The following is a 16,828-nucleotide window of genomic DNA, read 5'->3' as shown; positions in this document are numbered from 1 at the left end:
AGACAAGACCGCCCGAGGCGCTTTATCGGCTTCTGCGGGCGACCGGCGCGCTGGCCGGTTGACACCTGTCGCCGTTTCGCGCGACACGCGCCCTTGAAACCCATCGCCCCATGGGCGACATGTAGGACAGACCGAACTGAACCGAGGCATTCATGGCCCTGCCCGTTAACACACAATTGAGATACTGGGGCATCGCCACACTGGTGTTTCTTTTGGCCCTATGGCTGCTGGGCGACGTGATGCTGCCCTTTGTTCTGGGCGGGGCGGTGGCCTATTTCCTTGATCCGGTGGCGGACCGGCTTGAGAAAATGGGGTTCAGCAGGGCGGTTTCGGTGGCGGTCATCACCTTCATCGCGATCATGATTTTCGTGATCATGGTGTTGCTGATCCTGCCCACGCTGATCAATCAGGCGGTCGCTCTTTTCGAAGCGGCGCCGCAACTGGCCCAAAACCTTCGGGAGTTTCTGACCACGCGCTTCCCGCAACTGGTCGAGCCCGAAAGCACCCTGCACAGATCACTTCTTGCTGTCGGAGAAACCGTCAGCCAGCGGGGGGGAGAGCTTCTCAACTCGCTGCTGACATCCGCGGCCTCGATCATCAATATCGCGCTGCTTTTCGTGATCGTTCCGGTGGTGGCGGTCTATCTGCTCTATGACTGGGACCGGATGGTGGCGGCGGTGGATGATCTTCTGCCGCGCGACCATGCCCCGGTGATCCGCGACCTGGCCGGTCAGATCGACCGGACGCTGGCCAGCTTCATCCGCGGGATGGGCACGGTCTGCCTGATCCTCGGCAGCTATTACGCGATTGCGCTGATGCTTGTCGGGTTGCAGTTCGGCCTGGTGGTCGGGGCCTTCGCCGGACTGATCACCTTCATTCCCTATATCGGCGCATTGCTCGGCGGCGCGCTGGCGATCGGGCTGGCCCTGTTTCAGTTCTGGGGCGACTGGCTGAGTATTGGCCTGGTGGGGGCGGTCTTTGTATTGGGCCAGGTGATCGAGGGGAATATACTGACCCCCAAGCTGGTAGGCGGCTCCGTTGGGCTGCACCCGGTCTGGCTGATCTTTGCGCTGTCGGTGTTCGGTATGCTCTTTGGGTTTGTCGGCATGCTTGTCGCCGTGCCCGTTGCCGCCGCGATCGGCGTGCTGGCGCGCTTTGTGATCGGGCAATACAAGGCAAGCAGGCTCTATCGCGGCCTTGATCAGAACGACTCCGACTGATGCCCCGCCAACTCAGCTTTGACCTGCCCGTGCGCGAGGCGCTGGGGCGCGAGGATTTCTTCGTCTCTCCGGCCAATGCCACCGCCGTCGCGCTGATCGAGAGCTGGCCCGACTGGCCGTCTCACAAGCTGTTGCTGACCGGACCGGAAGGGGCCGGCAAAACCCATCTTTCACAGGTCTGGGCCTCGCTTTCGGGTGCACGGGTTATATCCGCGACCACCCTGACCGACAGCGACATACCCGCCCTCGCACGGGGGCCGGTTGCGGTCGAAGATGCCGACCGGATCGCGGGCTGCGCGCCTGCCGAAGAGGCGCTCTTTCACCTGCATAATCTCACATTGGCCGAGGGGGGCTCGCTTCTGATCACTTCGCGCACCCCTCCCGCGCGCTGGGGGCTTGGCCTGCCGGATCTTGCAAGCCGCATGCAGGGCACCACCCAGGCCGACCTTCAGCCCCCCGATGACGCGCTACTCGGGGCCGTGCTGATGAAACTGATGGCTGACCGGCAACTGCGCCCCGAGCCGCGCCTGATCCCGTATCTGGTGCCGCGCATCGACCGGTCCTTTCAGGCTGCGCGCGAGATCGTGGAGCGGCTCGACAAGGCGGCGCTGGAACAGGGCGCTCCGATCACCACGCGTTTTGCCGCCAAGCTGCTGGAGGGTTAGGCGCGCGCGCGGCGGCGGCCTATCTGTTCACGGTCATATTTCTGCGATACTCTTGGCCCATGACAAAGACCGATATGCTGACTTCTGATTTTCTGGCCTCCGATCTGCAAGCGCCGGTCGAACTGCCGGATCTCGACATCACCGGCCCAGGCCGTTTCTTCAACCGCGAGCTCAGCTGGCTGGGCTTCAACTGGCGTGTGCTGGAAGAGGCCGAAAATCCGCGCGTGCCCCTGCTCGAACGGCTGCGCTTCCTGTCGATATCGGCGAACAATCTCGACGAGTTCTACAACGTGCGTGTCGCGGGCCTGCGCGAGCTGGCACATGCGGGCAACACGACCCCCGCCGCCGACGGTCTGACCCCTGCCGAACAGTTGGTGCTGATCAACGAAGACGCGCGCAAGCTTCTGCAGGCGCAGCAACGCACCTATCAGGCGCTGCGCCGCGAGATGGAAGCCGAGAACCTGTCAATTCTCGATCTTGGCCAGCTGACCGAGGCGGACAAGACCTATCTGGAAGATGTCTTTCTGAACCGGGTTTTTGCCGTCCTGTCGCCTCTCGCCATCGACCCGGCGCATCCGTTCCCGTTCATTCCGAATCTGGGTTACTCGCTGGCGCTGCAACTTGAGCGCAAGACGGACAAACGCCCGCTGCAGGCGCTGTTGCCGATCCCGCAGATGATCGACCGCTTCGTGACCTTGCCCGCGCATGAAGGCACGCACCGGTTTCTGCCGCTGGAAGAGCTTTTGCTGTTGCATCTCGACAGTCTCTTTCCCGGCTATCGCTACAAAGGGCATTGCACCTTCCGCGTGCTGCGCGACAGCGATCTGGAAGTCGAGGAAGAGGCCGAAGATCTGGTGCGCGAATTCGAGGTCGCGCTCAAGCGCCGCCGCCGGGGCGAGGTGGTCCGTCTCAAGATCTCCTCGGACGCGCCCAAGGGCCTGCGCCGGGTGATCATGGATGAGCTCCATGTAACGCCCGACGAGGTGGTCGAAGTCGAGGGCATCATTGGCCTTGCGGACCTCTCTGAGCTGGTGATCGACACGCGGCCCGACCTGCTTTGGCCCAGCTTCACGCCGCGCGTGCCAGAGCGGGTGCAGGATTTCGACGGCGACATGTTCGCCGCGATCCGGCAAAAGGACATGTTGCTGCATCACCCCTATGAGACGTTTGACATGGTCATCCGCTTTCTCAGCCAGGCCGCGCGTGACCCGGATGTCGTGGCCATCAAACAGACGCTGTATCGTACGTCTCATGACAGCCCGATCGTCGCCGCCCTCTGCGAAGCCGCCGAAGAGGGCAAATCCGTCACCGCCCTTGTGGAGCTGAAAGCCCGCTTCGACGAGGCTGCGAATATCCGCCAGTCGCGGCGGCTGGAACGGGCTGGTGCGCATGTGGTCTATGGGTTCATGGACTGGAAAACCCATGCCAAGATTTCCACCGTGGTGCGCCGCGAGGGCGAGAACCTGGTGACCTATACTCATTACGGGACCGGCAATTACCATCCGATCACGGCGAAGATTTACACCGACCTGAGCTTTTTCACCTGCAACGCTGCATTGGGCCGCGATGCCACGAAGGTGTTCAATTATCTGTCCGGCTATGCCCTGCCCGAGCGGTTGGAAAACCTCGCCATTTCTCCGCATCACCTGAAGGATCGGCTGATCGAGATGATTGGGCAGGAAGCAGAGAACGCCCGCAATGGCGAGCCCTCCGAAATCTGGGCCAAGATGAATTCCCTCATCGAGCCCGATGTGATCGACGCGCTTTACGCGGCCAGCCAGGCCGGGGTGAAGATCAGCCTCGTGGTGCGGGGCATCTGCGGGCTCAGACCGGGCATCAAGGGGCTGAGCGAGAATATCCGGGTCAAATCCATTGTCGGACGCTTTCTGGAACATTCGCGCATCGTCTGCTTTGGCAACGGCCGCGAACTGCCCTCGAAAAAGGCGCGCGTGTTCATATCCTCGGCCGACTGGATGGGCCGCAACCTCAATCGCCGTATTGAAACGCTGGTCGAGATTGAAAACCCCACCGTCAAGGCGCAGATCGTCAGTCAGATCATGGCCGCGAACATGGCAGATGTGGCGCAAAGCTGGGTCATGGCCCCCGATGGCAGCTTCACCCGGATGCAGGTGCCCGAGGGCGAATTTGCGTTCAATTGTCACCGGTTTTTCATGGAGAACCCCTCGCTTTCCGGGCGCGGCTCTGCCGGGGCGGCGGATGTGCCGCAACTCACCCATACCGAGGATTGACAAAGGCTCTTTCGAGGCGCGACAGCTTGCCCCGATTGACCCGTAGAGCGGAACATCGCATAACCCGAAGAGGACGACACCCGGGGGTGACATGGACGGCACAAGCGACAGGTCAACCGGCGATTGGGGCCCGTTCGGGCGCCCTCTTTTCGATGACCCCTCCGTGCGCGCGCTCAGCCGAGTGGGTGTTGTCGATGTCGGCTCCAACTCGGTTCGTCTGGTGGTGTTCGATGGGGCGGCGCGCAGTCCGGCCTATTTCTTCAACGAAAAGATCATGTGTGCGCTGGGGGCCGGCATGGCCGCGACCGGGCGGCTCAACCCCGAGGGGCGCGTGCGTGCGCTGCACGCGATCAAGCGGTTTCAGATCCTTGGCGAAGGGATGGGCACCGGACCGCTGACCGCTGTTGCCACCGCCGCCGTGCGCGAGGCCGAGGACGGCGCGGAGTTTGTCCGCGAGGTCGAGGAAAAGACCGGCGTGAAGATCTTTGTGATCGACGGACGGGAAGAAGCACGGCTCTCCGGTCAGGGGGTTTTGCTGGGCTGGCCCGGCGCTTACGGGCTGGTCTGCGATATCGGCGGGTCATCCATGGAGCTGGCCGAGATCAACGGCGGCACGGTCGGGCGTCGTGTCACCTCTCCGCTCGGGCCTCTCAAACTGCGCGACATCAAGGGCGGCAAACGCGCACGCAAGGCGCATATCCGCGAGACGCTGGAGCAGATGCAGGGCGAACTCGGAGCGCAGCGCAACCGGCTCTTTCTGGTGGGCGGATCCTGGCGTGCCATCGCCAAGATCGACATGCTGCGACGCGGCTATCCCCTGAACGTGCTGCACGAATATCGCATGACGCCCAAGGCTGTACGCGCAACCTCCAAATTCATCTTCGACAACGAAATAGACGATCTGCGCCTGCAGACCGGCATATCCTCGGCCCGGATCGGCCTTGTGCCCCATGCCGCCGAGGTGCTGCGTGAAGTGGTCAAATTCTTCAGACCGCACGATATCGCCATTTCCAGCTATGGTATCCGTGAGGGCATGCTTTATGAGCAGATGCCCCAACGGCTGCGCGATCGGGATCCGCTGATCGAGGCCTGCCGCTTTGCCGAGAACAAGGACGCGCGCGTGCCGGGTTTCGGCAAGTTGCTGTACGAGTTCATCCAGCCTCTGTTCAAATCGGTGCACCCGGAACGGCGGCGGCTCGTCAAGGCGGCCTGCCTTCTGCACGATGTCAGCTGGCGGGCGCATCCCGACTATCGTGCCGAAGTGTGCTTTGACAATGCGACCCGCGCAAATCTGGGCGGGCTGAAACATTCAGAACGGGTGTTTCTGGGGCTGGCTCTTCTGCATCGTTATACCAATCGCCGTGATGGCACGCATTTTGAAAACCTCTATCATCTGATCCCTGAAAAGGAGCAGCGCGAAGCGGAAATCCTCGGCAAGGCGATGCGTTTCGGCGCAATGCTGTGGCTGGACAAGAACGCCTCGCCCGGCAAGCTCCGTTGGTATCCGAAAAAGCGTGTGCTGGAACTTCGGCTCACCCCGGAGGCCGAGCCGCTTTTCGGGGAGGTCGCGCAGGCGCGCCTTGCTTCTCTTGCCGGCTCACTCGAAGCCGAAACCGAGATCAAAATGCAGCGGTGATCCGCAGCGGCGAGTTTATATCTCGATCTCGCCTTCCGGGTTTTCCTCGGCCATTTCTTCCGGCGTCTTCTTGCGCAGGATGATATCGCCGTTGGGCAGAATCTCGGGCGGGTGATAGGCGCTGAGGTCCTCGATCTGTCCCAGAAGCTCGACGAAGGCGGGCCCCATCTCGCTGATAAACGCGCGCAAGGCGGGCTCCATATCATCGGCAAGCGCCATCAGATCGTTCAGCGCCGGTTCCATTTCGCGCTGAATCCCTTCGAAAAAGAGTTGCGCGCCGCGCTCCATGAGCGAAAAGCCATCTTCCTCCTGCGCCTGAAGCGGCAGGGTCGCGGCCAGCAAAACCGCACCGGAGGTTGTGATAAACCGTCTCATACCCTGCATATAAGCACGCATTTCCCGAAAAGAAGATCACAACTGCAGATCGACCAGAACCGGGAAATGATCCGAGGCGGTGATCAGAGCCGCATGCAGTTCGGGCATCTTCCAACAATCCGGGTCATCGAACGGATGCAGGATGCGCCACCTGGGATTGAGACGCATCAGATCGGGCGAGAGCATGACATAGTCCAGAAGGGCCTGCATATACCGCTTTTCATGACTCAGATAGAACCGCGCCGTGGTCGTCACACCACCGATCTTGCGCGTGAGTGCCTGGCGGGCATGCGGGTCGAAAAGCTCGATCCCGCCGGTGCCTTCGCCCATGATGATCTCGACCACAGACCGGCCAAAAAGGTTTTCATACTCATCAAGCCCCGGACCGTCATTCAGATCCCCCAGAAGGATCGTCGGCTCGCCCGCAGCAAGATGCATCTCCAACCTGCGGCGAAGCCAGACCGCCTGAGCCTGTTGTTTGCGCCGGTTGGCAATGGCGATACGCATGATTTCATCTCGGTTGGTGGCGCCATGCGGCGCTTTGGATTTCAGATGCGCTCCGATCATGCGGATCGCAAAGCCGTCCTTCGTCGTTAGCGCCACCTCCAGCGGCGGTTTGGAAAAGGTGACCATATCCTCGGTCGCGTCAATATCGAGGTCGATCCGGAACACCCCGTCAAAGCGCGGCGCATCGGGCGACCCTTTCTTGCCCGTCTCATCGCCCTGCGGATCATGCCGCGCGCTGAAGACATCCGGGTCATAGAGCAGGGCAATCTCTTGCTGGGTGTCATTGGCAAACCCCATCAGCGCCTTGCGCGCGCGCAACCCCATCACCCGGGCAAAGTTCTCCAATGCCGTTTCAGTGGACCGTTTGCCGTTGGTGTCAGGTGCTTCGATGACCATGACCGCATCGGCATCCATCGCCGTAAAGACGATGCCCAGCGCGGCAAGCTGATCGGCACGGGTGACATCATAGCGGGCCGACCATTCCCCATCGTCGAGCAGGTTACCCTCATCATCGAAGAGCGCGTTGAACCACTCCACATTATAGGTGGCGATGCGCATCTCACCCTGCCCCGCTGATCTCTTCCCAGGCACGGTTGATGTCGACCATCCGCTTCTCGGCGAGTTTGATCGCCTCTTCGGGTACGCCGCGCGCCAGCATTCTGTCCGGGTGGGTATCGCGCACCATCTGCCGCCACACCTGCCGGATCTCGTCCATCGGCGTGTCGGGCGACACCCCCAGAACCGAGTAGGGATCGGGCGCGGCATCGGGCACGAAACGGCAGCGCAGCGATTTGAATTCGGTTTCTTTCAGGCCAAAAATCTCGGCCACCCGCGCCAGGAACGCATCTTCGTTGGGATGATAGACCCCATCCGCCATGGCGATATGAAAAAGCCCCTCCATCAAGTCGCTCAACACCGAGCTGTCCTCGGAAAACATCCCGCTAATACGCGTGGCATAATCCTCAAACCCCGCCACATCCTGTCGCGCAAGGTTGAAGACACGCGCCGCCCCCGGCTCATCGGCACGGGCAATCTGAAAGACTTCGCGGAAGGCTGTCACCTCATCGCGCGTCACCAGACCGTCGGCCTTGGCCATCTTGGCGCTGAGGGCGATCACGGCGATGGTAAAGGCAACCGAACGCTCGGGTGGGCTGCGCAACCGATCAAAGACCGCGCTCAGCCCCTCGCCCGAGGCCAGCGCGCTCAGCGCTTCGGTGATGCGGGTCCAGATCGACATGGCACGGACCCTATCGCCTTTCGTCGGCCTTGTCAGTGCGGCGTTACAGCATCTTTTGCATCAGTGTCAGGTCCATCCAGCGTTCGAACTTGCGGCCCACTTCCGGCAAAACGGCAATCGTTCGATACCCAAGAGCCGCATGGAAGGCGATACCCGCCGCATTCTCTCCGGCGACACCCGCTATAAGCGAATGCATCCCTGCCCCGCGCGCATGCGCTTCCAGCGCCTCCATAAGTGCCCGGCCCGTGCCTTTGCCCATCGCGGCCTCCGCCAGCATCACCGAATGTTCGGCTGTAAAGGCATAGCCGGGACCGCCACGAAACTGGAAATAGGTGGCGAAGCCGACGATGTCTTTCCCGTCTTCTGCCACCAGAAACCCCTTGCCCTCGGCCCGGCGCGTTTCGATATCGCGGGCAAGACCTTCGGGCGTTTTTTCAGCGGTGGTGAAGGTGTTCGCGGTGTGGCGGATATTGTGATTCCAGATTTCTGCAATCGCGGGCGTGTCCGCGGCCCGCGCGTCGCGGACGATCATGCCAGCTCCCTCTCGCCATGTGGGGTATCAAACGCGGCCAGCATCGCCTGCTCTCCGGTTTCAAAGCGCACCCTGTCATCGGAAAACTGCGGCGCTAGATCGGCGTGCAGCGCGGCGGCATTCGGGTGCCGGATCGTCAGGCGCCTGAGACGGCAGCCCGACGCGGCAAGCCGCGTTGCAGGATGCGGGCTGCTTTGCCACTCGATCAGGGCCGGAAACAGGTTGTCATAGGGCAGGATGCCAGTCTCGGGCACCGCCATCTGCCAGCGCAGATCACCCCGCGCCAACGCCACAGGACTGCCCGCCTGGGGCAGCACACCGACCATCCGGGCAAGGTCCGGCACCCGGCAGATCCAGTTGCTCAGCCGCGGGGGGCCGCTAAAGCGGTCGAGGTCGAACCAGCGCGGGTAATCGGGGCTGGGGACCGAAGGATCAGCCGAAATCACCTCCAGATAGAGCCCGTCCTCCAACCCCAGAAGCATATTATGCGTCGCGAAATGCGGATGCTGCCCGCCGGGTTGCAGAGCCACGCCAAGGGCTGCCTCAACCGCAGCCTGCCCCTCGGCCAACGTTTCCGCAGCCACCGCCAGATGATCGAGAACAATCGGCTTGGCCATCCTGTCACCCTCCCAGCAGGCTGCCTGTTGCAAGGCGCCAGCCCGCCCAGATCGCCACCAGCAATGTCGGATAAAAGGTTGCTGCGAAGCCAAAGGCACGCAGGGGAGGCGACAGGTGGTACCCGCCCCAGAAGGCCAGCCGGGCCACGGCGAATCCAAGCCCGAGACACAGGATAACACCCGGCCCCTCCGACGTCAGAATCACCGCCGCTGCAGGCCAGATGGCCAATGCAAGCGCAAGCTGCTCCAGGGTGTTTTGCAACACGCGCTGATCAATCTGAGCGGCCCCCGTCAGCATGTCGCCATCAATGATCGCATCGTCGAAAAACCGCCGCTGCGCCAGCCGCCCGATCATCAGCAACATGACCACACCAGGCGCAAAAAAGGCTGTCATGATCGTTGGCATCAACGTGAAAACCGGCAGCCTCACGAATTGCGCCGCCGCCCAAAGCAGAACCACGGCCCAGCCCATTCCCGCTGCCATGCCAAGGCCGATCTTGGCGCGTTTGTGCATGTTTGGCCCTTGCCTCCCGGTGCGATTGATACCTCAACGCAGAGTGTCCGGCCTTCTCATTGGAAATGCAATGGCGCGTACAGCACTTTGGTTTTGCCATATCGGCATTTCTGCCTTGACGGGCGGGCGTGGCTGGCTTAACCCACGCGCCGAAGGCGTGGTAGCTCAGCTGGTCAGAGCGCTCGACTCATAATCGAGAGGTCGGGAGTTCAAGTCTCCCCCACGCCACCAAAATCCCGCATCAGGAAATTGGCCCCGAGATCACCCCGGGGCCTGATCGGTTTACCCGCGCGCCTCGCGGATCAGGCGCAGGATGTCCTGAGCCGCCTCGGGAATGTTGGTGCCCGGGCCAAAGATCGCCTTTACTCCGGCTTTCTTGAGAAAGTCGTAATCCTGCTGTGGAATAACCCCCCCGCAGATCACCAGAATATCGCCCGCATCCTTATCTTTCAGAGCCTGGATAAGCTTGGGCGCCAATGTCTTGTGACCTGCCGCCTGAGAGCTCACCCCGATGACATGCACATCATTGTCAACCGCGTCCTGTGCAGCCTCTTCAGGGGTCTGGAACAAGGGGCCCACATCCACGTCAAAGCCGATATCGGCAAAGGCCGTGGCAATCACCTTGGCCCCCCTGTCATGCCCGTCCTGGCCCATCTTGACGACCAGCATGCGCGGGCGGCGGCCTTCTTCTTCGGCAAACTCTTCGACCGATCTCTGAATCGCGGCAAAGCCCTCGTCGCCCTCATAGGCGGCGCCATACACACCGGCCAGCGTTTTCACCTCGGCGCGATGCCGTCCGAATACTTTTTCCATGCTCATGCTGATCTCTCCCACCGATGCACGGGCGCGCGCGGCCTCGACCGCCGCTTCCAAGAGGTTGCCGCCCTCCGCTGCACGTTTTTCCAATTCAGCGAGGGCCGCGTCACAGGCGGCCTCATCGCGCTCTGCGCGAATACGTTTCAGCTTGGCGACCTGCTGCTCGCGCACTTCGTTATTGTCGATCTCCAGAATGTCGATCGGGTCTTCCTTGTCCTTGCGGTACTTGTTGACCCCGACGATCACCTCTTCGCCCCGGTCGATCATCGCCTGACGCCGCGCGGCACTTTCCTCGATCCTGAGCTTGGGCATGCCGGAGGCCACGGCCTTGGTCATGCCGCCCATCTCGTCGACTTCCTCGATCAGTTTCCAGGCGGCCTCGGCCAGCTCATTGGTCAGCGCCTCCACGTAGTAGCTGCCTGCCAGCGGATCGACGACATTGGTCACACCGGTTTCTTCCTGCAGGATCAGTTGTGTGTTCCGCGCGATCCGGGCGGAAAAGTCCGTGGGCAGGGCAATCGCCTCGTCCAGTGCGTTGGTGTGCAGCGATTGCGTCCCACCCAGCACTGCGCTCATCGCCTCATAGGCCGTGCGGATCACGTTGTTATACGGATCCTGTTCCTGCAGGCTGACCCCGGAGGTCTGGCAATGAGTGCGCAGCATCTTGGAGCGGGGGTTCTTGGCGCCCAGATCATCCATGATGCGATGCCAAAGAAGCCGTGCCGCGCGCAGCTTGGCCGCCTCCATGAAGAAGTTCATGCCGATCGCAAAGAAGAAGCTCAGGCGCCCGGCAAACTTGTCCACATCCATGCCGCGCGCCATGGCGGTTTTGACGTATTCCTTGCCATCCGCCAGGGTAAAGGCCAGTTCCTGCACCAGGTTCGCGCCGGCCTCCTGCATATGGTACCCGGAAATCGAGATGGAATTGAATTTCGGCATCTCGTTCGATGTGTATTCGATGATATCCGCGATGATCCGCATGCTCGGCTCGGGCGGATAGACATAAGTGTTGCGCACCATGAATTCCTTGAGGATGTCATTCTGAATGGTGCCTGCGAGCACGGACTTGTCATGGCCCTGCTCTTCGCCCGCCACGATGAAATTCGCCAGGATCGGGATCACCGCACCGTTCATCGTCATGCTGACGCTGACCTGATCCAGCGGGATCCCGTCGAAAAGGATTTTCATGTCCTCGACCGAGTCGATGGCGACACCGGCCTTGCCCACATCGCCCTCGACACGCGGATGGTCACTGTCATATCCGCGGTGGGTGGCCAGGTCGAAGGCCACTGACACCCCCTGCTGACCGGCGGCGAGGTTGCGGCGATAGAAGGCGTTGGATTCCTCCGCCGTCGAAAAGCCCGCATATTGCCGGATCGTCCAGGGGCGCCCGGCATACATCGTGGCCTTCACCCCACGCGTGAACGGCGCCTCGCCGGGGATCGAACCCAGATGGTTCAGCCCTGCGAGATCATCTTCTGTGTAAAGCGGCTTGACCTCGATATCCTCCAGGGTTTTCCAGGTCAGATCGTCGAGCGGCTTGCCGCGAAGCTCCTTTTCCGCGATCTCACGCCATACGTCGGTTTTCGATGCCATTAGTTTGTCCTCTTGTCATTTGAGACACATCGCGGGTTTGCCCCGTCTGATGCGTCCCGGTTCCTTCAATCAGGGTGGCCATGCCCTCCGCCCCGGCGCGCAGCCAGAACAGATCGTCGGCATACGCCTCCCTCAATGCCATGCTTTGGGCGTGGTCAAACGGATGCCAGCGCCCCTCTCCCTCCGGCAAAGCTGCCGGGTCTTCGCCCCTGTCCTTCAGGATCTGACGCAGCTGCGCCAGGCTGGGCGAGCGGTTGATCCACTCCCGGGCAAATTTCATTGGCGGCTTGGAGAGCCCTGTCATGATCGACAGTTTTTGCTCAGGCCGTCCGCCATATTCTTCGTAGGGCAGGATGATGATCTTCACCCCCGGCAAGGCGCAGCTCAGATCGCGGATCGCCTCTCGCCAATGGCGATTGGTGGTCACAAGCCGGTCCAGGTCATCCCGTGAGGGAAGCCTGTGACCGCGCCCGACCGCGAAGGCATACACGGATGACCAATAGGTTTCCTGGCTCCGGATCGACAGGACGACCTGGGTGATCCCGCCACTGAACGCATCCGAGAATTGTGCCATGCGCTCCCCGATCCCATCGTAGATCTTGCTGGTCCGCAGGTTCCGGCGGGGGGCGCCGATCATATTCTCATCCGACACGATAAGCTGTTTGACGCCTTTCTCGCGCAACCGGTGCAGCGCCAGTGATATCCGACCGCGCGCGCGCAGGTGCTGATCCTTGGGGGATCTGATCGCCCCGGGCACGGGCAGAACACCGGTCAGCACCCCGTCACGCGTGCGCCACGGGCCCCACACGCCAATGCCTTGCGTGCTCAACTGCCGGGCCTTTTCCCGCAGGTAATACTGGAAACAGGTTGACGCTGTGCGATGAGCCCCAAGATGCAGAATGATGTCCATCGGTTTGCCAGCCTTTTCTTGCAGGGTCGCGTGCCGCGATAAGAGGGTTGATCCGGGGCTCATCCTAGATCTCCAACTCTCACAATCCGATTAAACTCCAAATTTTTTTCGGGGTTGGGCTCATTCCCCTTCGCATCCGCACCGCTACATCCTATATCCTTGCAGACAGGAGACCCCATGCGCCGAGTATTCGTCCTTATTTTTCTGGCACTTGCGCCGCTCTCCGCGGCTGCACAGGACGCCTCAGACATTGGCCAATCGCCGGCTGAGCAAGGGGTTTTGCGCTCTGATGCGAAGGATTTGAGCGAATTTGTTTGGATAAATCGCCCCATCGTCGTGCTTGCTGACAGCCCGCAGGATCCACGTTTCATCCAGCAGATGAAGTTCATCGAAGCAGAGCTCGACGAGCTTGCGGAACGCGATGTGGTTGTGTTGACCGACACGGATCCGTCCGCCAACTCGGCGTTGCGAGAGGCGCTCCATCCGCGTGGCTTCATGCTGGTCCTGATCGGCAAGGACGGCATGATCAAGCTGCGCAAGCCCGTACCGTGGGACGTACGCGAGATATCCCGCGTCATTGACAAGATGCCCATGCGCCAGCAGGAAATTCGCGACCGTCGCGGCATCAACTGAGCCTGCGCGCGCATCACCCCTCCCCCATCGAAACGACCAGCACCCGGGTGTCCGGGTCAAGCACCATCAGCGCCGCCTCGCCCGGTTCGAAAGCCAGAAGCGCCCGCGGATTGACCAGCGCATAGCCGAAGGCGCTGGAGGTGACCGCGTCCATGCACCCACGCCCTTCGAGCGCGGCCCGGCGCATGCGGTAACCCAACTCGCGGTCCAGGTTTACCAGATCGATCATACCCGCGTCGGGCGCCTGATCGCGCCGGTCAAGCGCGACGGGCCGGGCCTGCTGCATCAGGTTCAGGGCCTGACCGACCGAGCGAACCACGGGCATGGACGAGCCCACCTGCGTATCAACCAGACGGAACGCGGCCGATGTACAGCCGCCCGTCGCGGCAAAGCCCATCGTCTCGTCAAGCTGGAACCACTGCGCGGCATAGGCCCGCATCGCCGCTTCGTCCATGCGCGTACAGCCAGAAAGGCCGAGGCAGGCCATCAGCATGGCAACGCTCATCCCGCGAAAGGGTGAATGTATGGCAGCAGGTGTTAGGGTCATCTGGTCCTTTCTACATCCCCGCCTCAGAGCTCACCGCGATGCCATCCCGTTTCAGGCAGGCCAGAAAGCCGCCGAAAAAGACCAGCATGACCGCCCCCACAAAGCCTTGGAAAACCGTGGCATAGCCCAACAGGATCAGCTTTGGCACGGACCATGCGAGCAGAGCCATGACCAGCGGCGCGAAGAGCCAGTATTGCCACTTCAACGCCCGCCCGGACGCCAAACCATAGACCACCGCAAATACCGCGAGCGCGGCCATCAGCGGGATCATGAGCAATACGAAGAGACTGTCACTTCGCTGCTCGAAGAGGTCCAGCACGGCCAGCACGGTAACGGCCCACAGCGTCGCCAGGCCAGCCAGGAAAGCCAGCGTGTAGATCAGCGCCACGAGCCACAGCCGCATCTTACTCGAACTCCATGATCACATCGTCCACCGCCAGGCTGTCGCCAGGACCGGCATTGATCTTCGAGACAACGCCCTTCTTCTCGGCGCGCAGGATGTTCTCCATCTTCATTGCTTCGACCGTGCACAATGCCTGGCCTTCCTGCACCTCGTCGCCCACGGCCACATCGACCTTCACGATCAGACCGGGCATCGGACACAGCAGCATTTTCGATGTATCAGGCGGCAGTTTCTCGGGCATTAACGCGGCCAGCTCGGCCTGGCGCGGCGTGCGCACATGTACTTTCAGCTCGGCGCCCCGGCTTCGGATACGGAAACCACCCGAGATCTTGCCGACCTTGAGCACCAATGGCGTGCCATCAATCATGAGCTGCGCGAGCTGATCGCCCGGCGTCCAGTCCGAGGTGACCCGCAACGCGGTGCCATCCTCAAAGCTGACCGTCGAGCCCGCCTTGTCCGCGGCAATCGTCACTGCGTAGCTCTGACCCTGCAGCGAAACAACCCAATCCTCGCCCACGTGGCGTTCATGGTTGTCCATCCGCCCCGAGATCCGCGTGCGCCGGATTTCAGCCACCCGGTGCATCGCCGCCGCCGAAGCCGCGATCGGGCGCAGCGCCTCTTCGCTCAGGGTCACGCCTTCGAACCCATCCGGGTACTCCTCGGCGATGAAGGCCGTGGTCATGTCCCCCGAAACGAACTTGGGATGGTCCATCACAGCGCTCAGGAACGGCAGGTTGTGGCCGATCCCCTCGATCTCGAACCCGTCGAGCGCGTTGCGCATCGCTTCGATCGCGCCTGCCCGATCCGGGGCCCAGGTGCAGAGCTTGGCGATCATCGGGTCGTAATACATGCTGATCTCGCCGCCCTCATAGACGCCGGTATCGTTGCGTACCGCTGTTTCGCCGGTGATCGCGTCGTCCTGCCACTTGTCATTGTCGAGAAGCGGGCCGGCGGCCACCTCGACCGGCGGGCGATAGCGGGTCAGCCGGCCGATGGACGGCAGGAACCCACGATAAGGGTCTTCAGCATAAAGACGGCTTTCGACCGCCCAACCGCCGAGCTTGATATCGTCCTGGGTAAGCTGCAGCTTTTCTCCTGCGGCGACCCGGATCATCTGCTCTACCAGGTCCACGCCGGTGATCAGCTCGGTCACGGGGTGTTCCACCTGCAGGCGCGTGTTCATCTCGAGGAAGTAGAAATTCTTCTCACCATCGACGATGAACTCCACCGTGCCGGCGCTGGCATAGTTCACGGCATGGGCCAGGGCGACGGCCTGTTCACCCATCGCCTTGCGGGTGGCCTCATCCAGGAACGGGCTCGGGGCTTCTTCGATCACTTTCTGGTTCCGCCGCTGAATCGAGCATTCGCGCTCGCCCAGATACACGCCGTTGCCGTGGCTGTCGCACAGCACCTGGATCTCGATATGGCGCGGTTGCGTCACGAACTTCTCGATGAAGATCCGGTCATCCCCGAACGAGCTTGCCGCCTCGTTCTTGGAGCTTTGGAAACCTTCGCGCGCCTCGGCATCATTCCAGGCAATCCGCATGCCCTTGCCACCGCCCCCGGCGCTGGCCTTGATCATCACCGGATAGCCGATCTCGTTAGAGATTTTCACCGCCTCATCGGCATCTTCGATCAGCCCCATAACACCCGGCACGGTGCTGACCTTGGCCTCCTGCGCAATCTTCTTCGAGGTAATCTTGTCGCCCATGCTCTCGATTGCACCCACGGGCGGGCCGATAAAGGCGACGCCCTCTTTTTCAAGCGCCTGGGCGAATTTCGGGTTCTCCGACAAGAAACCATAGCCGGGATGCACGGCCTCGGCCCCCGTCTGGCGGATGGCCTCCATCACCTTGTCAATGACGATGTAGGATTCGGAGGCGGGCGGCGGGCCGATATGCACCGCCTCATCCGCCATTTTCACATGCAGCGCATTGCGGTCCGCGTCAGAGTAAATGGCCACGGTCGCAATCCCCATCTTGCGCGCGGTCTTGATGACCCGACAGGCGATTTCACCACGGTTGGCGATCAGGATCTTCTTGAACATATCTGTCCCCTTGTTTGACGTCTGAAAACGACAAAACGCACGGCCCGCGATCTGCAGGTCGTGCGTTTCGTCAAATTGCTGGGACCGGCCAGTCCGACGCTATACGCGCCGGGCCACCCGATCAGTTCGTGATCGGTGTCATCATGTACGGGTCGAAAGCCATGCGGCTCGACACTTCGGGCGCGGCACACGCCCCCAACATGGACAGTAGAAACACTGCTTTGATATAGCCCATATTCGGCGCCTCGTTTCTTGGACGCCCCCCATTGCGCATAAACTACTGTATTGAAAGCGCTTTGCCAACGGGAAGTTTCGCGGGCCATT

The 16,828-nt window shown here is 61.6% G+C and carries 16 protein-coding genes and 1 tRNA gene; 6 read left to right on the top strand and 11 right to left on the bottom strand.

Annotation, left to right across the window (positions count from 1 at the left end; genetic code table 11):
• Positions 1 to 152 precede the first annotated feature (152 nt).
• The 4 genes from EI983_RS05790 (at position 153) to EI983_RS05775 (ending at position 5,770) form a co-directional block, all read left to right on the top strand.
• On the top strand, positions 153 to 1,220 hold the full coding sequence (locus EI983_RS05790; RefSeq protein WP_157706440.1) for an AI-2E family transporter: 1,068 nt from the start codon (positions 153 to 155) through the stop codon (positions 1,218 to 1,220).
• The gene (locus EI983_RS05785) at positions 1,220 to 1,885 is read left to right on the top strand and encodes a P-loop NTPase family protein (protein ID WP_157706439.1); all 666 of its coding nucleotides are present in this window, start codon (positions 1,220 to 1,222) and stop codon (positions 1,883 to 1,885) included. Before EI983_RS05790 ends, EI983_RS05785 begins: the two co-directional genes overlap by 1 nt.
• Positions 1,886 to 1,959: 74 nt before the next feature.
• Entirely contained in the window at positions 1,960 to 4,134 is a 2,175-nt protein-coding gene (locus tag EI983_RS05780; RefSeq protein WP_157708995.1) for an RNA degradosome polyphosphate kinase, read from the top strand.
• A gap of 91 nt (positions 4,135 to 4,225) precedes the next feature.
• Positions 4,226 to 5,770: a Ppx/GppA family phosphatase gene (locus EI983_RS05775; protein WP_157706438.1), complete on the top strand. Its 1,545-nt coding sequence runs from the start codon at positions 4,226 to 4,228 to the stop codon at positions 5,768 to 5,770.
• A gap of 15 nt (positions 5,771 to 5,785) precedes the next feature.
• Here EI983_RS05775 and EI983_RS05770 read toward each other — a convergent pair whose 3' ends face one another.
• From EI983_RS05770 to EI983_RS05745, 6 genes are read right to left on the bottom strand one after another with little or no spacing between them, the layout of a single operon-like run.
• Complete coding sequence (locus EI983_RS05770) at positions 5,786 to 6,145, bottom strand: hypothetical protein (protein WP_157706437.1); 360 nt, start codon at positions 6,143 to 6,145, stop codon at positions 5,786 to 5,788.
• Between the two features lie 36 nt (positions 6,146 to 6,181).
• A complete protein-coding gene (locus tag EI983_RS05765; protein WP_157706436.1) occupies positions 6,182 to 7,210 on the bottom strand; it encodes an endonuclease/exonuclease/phosphatase family protein in 1,029 nt (342 codons plus the stop codon).
• 1 nt (position 7,211) lies between these two features.
• Entirely contained in the window at positions 7,212 to 7,889 is a 678-nt protein-coding gene (locus tag EI983_RS05760) for a molecular chaperone DjiA (protein WP_157706435.1), read from the bottom strand.
• Between the two features lie 43 nt (positions 7,890 to 7,932).
• A complete protein-coding gene (locus EI983_RS05755) occupies positions 7,933 to 8,421 on the bottom strand; it encodes a GNAT family N-acetyltransferase (protein ID WP_157706434.1) in 489 nt (162 codons plus the stop codon).
• Entirely contained in the window at positions 8,418 to 9,038 is a 621-nt protein-coding gene (locus EI983_RS05750) for a VOC family protein (protein ID WP_157706433.1), read from the bottom strand. The genes EI983_RS05755 and EI983_RS05750 overlap by 4 nt, the downstream gene beginning before the upstream one ends.
• A gap of 4 nt (positions 9,039 to 9,042) precedes the next feature.
• Complete coding sequence (locus tag EI983_RS05745; protein ID WP_157706432.1) at positions 9,043 to 9,552, bottom strand: MAPEG family protein; 510 nt, start codon at positions 9,550 to 9,552, stop codon at positions 9,043 to 9,045.
• A 154-nt stretch (positions 9,553 to 9,706) separates the two neighbouring features.
• Between EI983_RS05745 and EI983_RS05740 the strand changes: the two genes are divergently transcribed.
• Positions 9,707 to 9,783, top strand: a tRNA-Met gene (locus tag EI983_RS05740).
• A 51-nt stretch (positions 9,784 to 9,834) separates the two neighbouring features.
• On the opposite strand, the gene scpA is transcribed toward EI983_RS05740, so the two are convergent.
• Positions 9,835 to 11,964 carry a methylmalonyl-CoA mutase gene (gene scpA / locus EI983_RS05735; protein ID WP_157706431.1) on the bottom strand — a complete coding sequence of 710 codons (2,130 nt, stop codon included), beginning with the start codon at positions 11,962 to 11,964 and terminating at the stop codon, positions 9,835 to 9,837.
• Positions 11,936 to 12,874 (bottom strand): hypothetical protein, encoded by a 939-nt coding sequence (locus EI983_RS05730; RefSeq protein ID WP_157706430.1) that lies wholly within the window; start codon positions 12,872 to 12,874, stop codon positions 11,936 to 11,938. The genes scpA and EI983_RS05730 overlap by 29 nt, the downstream gene beginning before the upstream one ends.
• A 177-nt stretch (positions 12,875 to 13,051) precedes the next feature.
• Between EI983_RS05730 and EI983_RS05725 the strand changes: the two genes are divergently transcribed.
• On the top strand, positions 13,052 to 13,507 hold the full coding sequence (locus EI983_RS05725; RefSeq protein WP_157706429.1) for a DUF4174 domain-containing protein: 456 nt from the start codon (positions 13,052 to 13,054) through the stop codon (positions 13,505 to 13,507).
• A 13-nt stretch (positions 13,508 to 13,520) separates the two neighbouring features.
• Here EI983_RS05725 and EI983_RS05720 read toward each other — a convergent pair whose 3' ends face one another.
• From EI983_RS05720 to EI983_RS05710, 3 genes are read right to left on the bottom strand one after another with little or no spacing between them, the layout of a single operon-like run.
• A complete protein-coding gene (locus EI983_RS05720) occupies positions 13,521 to 14,054 on the bottom strand; it encodes a hypothetical protein (protein WP_198389384.1) in 534 nt (177 codons plus the stop codon).
• A gap of 10 nt (positions 14,055 to 14,064) precedes the next feature.
• Entirely contained in the window at positions 14,065 to 14,457 is a 393-nt protein-coding gene (locus EI983_RS05715; RefSeq protein WP_157706427.1) for a hypothetical protein, read from the bottom strand.
• 1 nt (position 14,458) lies between these two features.
• Complete coding sequence (locus EI983_RS05710) at positions 14,459 to 16,504, bottom strand: acetyl-CoA carboxylase biotin carboxylase subunit (protein WP_157706426.1); 2,046 nt, start codon at positions 16,502 to 16,504, stop codon at positions 14,459 to 14,461.
• Positions 16,505 to 16,828: the final 324 nt, after the last annotated feature.

Source organism: Roseovarius faecimaris (assembly GCF_009762325.1).
In the GTDB taxonomy this organism is placed as follows: Bacteria; Pseudomonadota; Alphaproteobacteria; order Rhodobacterales; family Rhodobacteraceae; genus Roseovarius; species Roseovarius faecimaris.
Note: the sequence above shows the minus strand (reverse complement) of the source record. Positions and strands in the feature narration are given on the sequence as shown.